The sequence below is a fragment of the Pseudomonas sp. WC1 genome (assembly GCF_050586565.1).
GTDB lineage: Bacteria > Pseudomonadota > Gammaproteobacteria > Pseudomonadales > Pseudomonadaceae > Aquipseudomonas.
The window spans coordinates 1-4,041 of record NZ_JBOBDQ010000107.1 but is presented as its reverse complement, the minus strand read 5'-3'; the positions used below and the strand labels follow the sequence as shown (position 1 = coordinate 4,041).

General features: G+C 54.9%; 3 protein-coding genes. 1 reads left to right on the top strand and 2 read right to left on the bottom strand.

Annotated features, from left to right (window positions below):
* Window positions 1-919: class I SAM-dependent methyltransferase (locus ACQ4OD_RS26180; protein WP_430945205.1), on the top strand; the 919-nt coding region annotated here is incomplete at its 5' end.
* A 313-nt stretch (window positions 920-1,232) separates the two neighbouring features.
* Here the strand turns inward: ACQ4OD_RS26180 and ACQ4OD_RS26175 are convergent.
* Together ACQ4OD_RS26175 and ACQ4OD_RS26170 are read right to left on the bottom strand one after the other, a co-directional pair.
* Entirely contained in the window at window positions 1,233-3,101 is a 1,869-nt protein-coding gene (locus tag ACQ4OD_RS26175; protein ID WP_430945204.1) for a DNA/RNA helicase domain-containing protein, read from the bottom strand.
* Window positions 3,102-3,125: 24 nt separating this feature from the next.
* Window positions 3,126-3,509: a nucleotide pyrophosphohydrolase gene (locus ACQ4OD_RS26170; RefSeq protein ID WP_430945203.1), complete on the bottom strand. Its 384-nt coding sequence runs from the start codon at window positions 3,507-3,509 to the stop codon at window positions 3,126-3,128.
* Between the last annotated feature and the right edge of the window lie 532 nt (window positions 3,510-4,041).

Here is a 4,041-nt window from a genome sequence, read left to right as displayed (position 1 = left end):
TCGGCCAGGTCATATCATCAGCAAGCCGGTACCCCTAGGTACTGTCAGTGTGGGAGCCGGCTTGCCGGCGATGCGCCGCGTAAGCGGCGCCCTGAGGCCTACAGCCGCGCAAGCCCGCACCTACACGATTTATACTGCCCCCCATGCAAACGTTACCCTGGACGCTCAAATGAATTCCTTTGACGACCTGCTAGCCGAAGCCAGTGCTGCAGATATAACCGGCTGGGGCTTCGACTGGCTGACAGGACGCGCCTCCGAGCAGCGCCCACCTTGGGGCTACGCCAAGCTCCTTGCACAGCGTCTGGACGGCGTACGCGCGGCGCTGGATCTCGATACCGGCGGCGGGGAGGTGCTAGACGAGGCTCCACGCTTTCCGCCCCTCATGTGCGCAACTGAAGCCTGGCCACCCAACGCCCGCAAGGCGCAAGAGCACCTGGGGTCACGCGGCGTTGAAGTCATCGAGGTAGCCCCCGGCACAGCGCTCCCATTTGCCGACGCCTCGTTCGAGCTGGTCACCTCACGCCACCCGGTGAATCCCGACTGGCACGAGATCCATCGCGTCCTCCGACCTGGTGGACATTACTTCGCCCAGCACGTAGGTCCTGCCTCGGCTTTTGAGCTGATCGAGCATTTCCTGGGGCCGTTGCCACGTGAACGGCAAATGCGCGATCCGCAGGATGAGGTAGTAGCAGCGCAGGCGGCCGGGCTGACGGTGACTGACCTACGGACAGCCCGCTGCCGCATGCTGTTCCAGGATGTAGGCGCAGTCGTGTGGATTCTTCGCAAATGCGTATGGTGGGTGCCGGACTTCTCTGTGGACAAGTACCGCGCTGAGTTGCTGGTCCTGGATAACCAGATGCGGCAGGGGGAGCCCTTCATAGCGCATTCCACCCGTCATCTCATCGAAGCGAGGCGTTGAGATGAGAAAAACGGTGGGTACAAAGAAGAAGCCCTAGCGCGCGTTCTTTGGGGGATCGGTGGGCCGGGGTAAGTTGAAACAAGTCGGTATCTATCTGTTTTTGCTGGTTAATAATTTATTGGTCAACTTGCTTGGAATACCAGTTGGAACGCTGCGTGGTCTGGATTCCGATGGACGGTGCTTTTTGAGCTCAGCCCCATAAACGAATCGGGATCGAATCTATCAAGCAAATGGTCGAGCTGTTGATTGATGCCCCTGCGCGTACGATGTCCCCACTCGCCGAACGTACAGGGGGGCCTAGCAAACGATAGCGTCAATGATTGCTGTGCTGGCTAAGCCGACTCTCGAAGTATTGCGCAGTCTCTTTGTCGGTGCAGTACAGGTAGCAACCCTTCATTCCGCGTGTCATCAGGGTTCGGTATGTATTTTTGATGATCAGGTCTGTTTCATTTTTCGCGAGGGTAGGTTGCTCTTTCATCATTTTTTTCCAGCCGCGAATCGATTTATCGTGCTTGTCGCGCTCATCCGGGGATGTCACTACATTACCGTCACGTACGACTAGGTCTGGCCCGATGATCACCCCGATGTAGTCGACTTCCAAACCTTGGCAGGTATGAATGCAGCCAACCTGCTCGATGGAGTTCTCAGCGATGATCCATAGGCTGCCATCCTGATCCAGGTTCCATTGGCGTTTGTAGTCACCAATGACGATATCAGCAGCGGTGGGGTCTTTCTTGCTTAGCCAAGGCCAGCAATAGCCCGCGACCACACGAGCTTTGTTTCCGTGGTTTTTCTCGTTGATTGCTTCATGCATCGCCTGAGGTGAGTCAAACACCTTGAACTCGTACTCTTGAGTCTCAAGCGTCGGGTTTGCCGTCGAGCGAATGCCTAGCGTGTCATCCAGCCATGCCAGGTAACCGTCAGAACCACTGCAGCGAAACTGCGAAGACAGCACGTGTTCTTCAACCACGGCACCCTTGGCTTTTGCAAAGGCGCGTATCGCCTGCTTGCTGCCGATATCGCTCAAGGTTACACGCTGGTCTTCATCAATGAAGAAAATGGAGCATTTCGCTGAATCAATCAGCTCCTTGATCTGGTTTTCCCCAAGGTTTCCATAAAGCCCGCTTTTCTCATTCAGCCGATGAGCTTCGTCCACGATAAGCGCATCGAATGTGTTGGGCTCAGTGTCGATGAATGCCCCAGAGCCTGAAAAGAAATTCGAGAAATGGCTGCGCTTGATGGTGCCGACCAGTTTGTTTTCGTAGACCTTGCGTGGGGCTGCATTCTTGGAGACGTATTTGCTCATCAGCTTCAATTCGGTGAGCTTCACCAGCAGATTGATAGCCACAACAGTTTTCCCGGTGCCTGGTCCACCTTCGATGATCATCACCTTGGGTGCTTGGTCCGAGGCCTCGCTTGCCGCCGCTAGCGCCGACTCAAAAATTGCTTTCTGATCGTCAATCAATACGAACTCGGGCTTGCCTTTCATCAACCCCCCGAGGGCTTCGGCTAGCGCCTTGGACGGGCGAATTTTTCCTTCGGACAGCTCGTAAAGAACCTCTTTATTGTCGCCATGACTTATATGCTTTTTCAGAAAGGTTCTGAGTTTACTGAGCTCTTCCGGGCCTTTCAGAAACAGCGGAGCTTTGCTGATGTGGGGCTCATAGTGGGCTGAATCTATGACCCCGTCGCTGACGTAGTTATGGAGGTAGGCGCACGGACGGATTTCGATGCTTTTGTCATACACCGCCTCGTTGAAGCCTTCCAACAGCGCTGCATAGGACCATACCTGATAGGACGGGTGAATGGTCTCAATGAGGCCGCCACCCAATGCCGTTTTGACGATGGCGTCTTTGGTGGTGGCGTTGGCCTTGCTCCATTGCTTCAGCTCGATCAGTACGGCCTTTTTTGCCTGGTTTTCGTCGCGACCAGTGAGTAGAAAGTCGATTCGCTTCGACGACTGCGGAATGTGCAATTCTATGGCCAGGCCTGCATCGCTCGGGAGGCCCTCATCTCTAAGGACCTTGGCCATGTACGTCAGGGACCCTTGCCACGACCTGATTTCCGAGGAGCCAACGTTCTTGCCGGTAGCTTCCTTGTAATGCCTGAGGATCACCTCCTCGATGTCATCGTTATCGTTGTCTTTAAGAAATTGCTGTTTGGTCGCAGCGTAGACGATCACGGGTTGTCCTTAGGTGCGTGTTGGTCAGAGTCGGTCGTACTTTTTGCTGGTGCTTCTGGCTTTATCTACGGGGTACTTCTGGCCATTTGAGGCGAGTTTCTGTGTCACCGCCTCGTTGAGGTCAATGCCAAGTACGCTGCTCAGGCGAACCAGGTACATCAGTACATCCGCCAGCTCATTCTTGATGGCTTCGCCGATTTCGGGATCTGTTGCGGCGGAGATCGAATCGGCATCGCTCATCCATTGGAAAATCTCGCACAGCTCTCCTACCTCGCCAGTGAGCGCCAGAATGAGATTTTTTGGGGAGTGGAACTGCTGCCAGTCGCGATCATCTGCGAAACGCTGGAGGGATGCGGCAAGTTTCACTACGTCAATCAGTGGCACGGATGAGCCGTCTGAGTTACTCACGGGACTATCTCTTGAGTATGGGGGAACAAAAAATGCGTAAGAGACCTAGTCTAGGATTGTAAGAGTTTTCGGGGCTCGCGCAGCTTTTTTGTGTTTTTACGCGCTCTCTGCTGGGCACATTGCTTGCCAGTGTTCGCTAGGTAAATTTGAGCGTGGTGTGATATGTCCGAACTCCGAACCGATGTGCTACCGGTCTTTCTGTCCTTCTCCGTTTTCGGAAATTTCCCTCCACTGTAGCTGTTGCGAATAGATCCCACTCAGAGCTACATTCCCCAAGTCGCAGCAAAATCCGCGACCAGGTGTAGGAACCTGCTGGTAAACTTGGCGCACGCACTAGGCGCCCCATTGCAACGGCTGGCGCCTTTTTTGCGCCCGCTGCGATGTCATGGTGGCTGTGTGTGGGCAGGCTTCGGCCTGGCCGGGTTCCAAGTTTCCCGGTATTCCTACCCCATGCACAGCTGCCACCCAATCCCGTAGGAAGGATCGTGGTAGCTCCAAATCGCAAACTTGGAGTCTCATGCATGCTTACTCG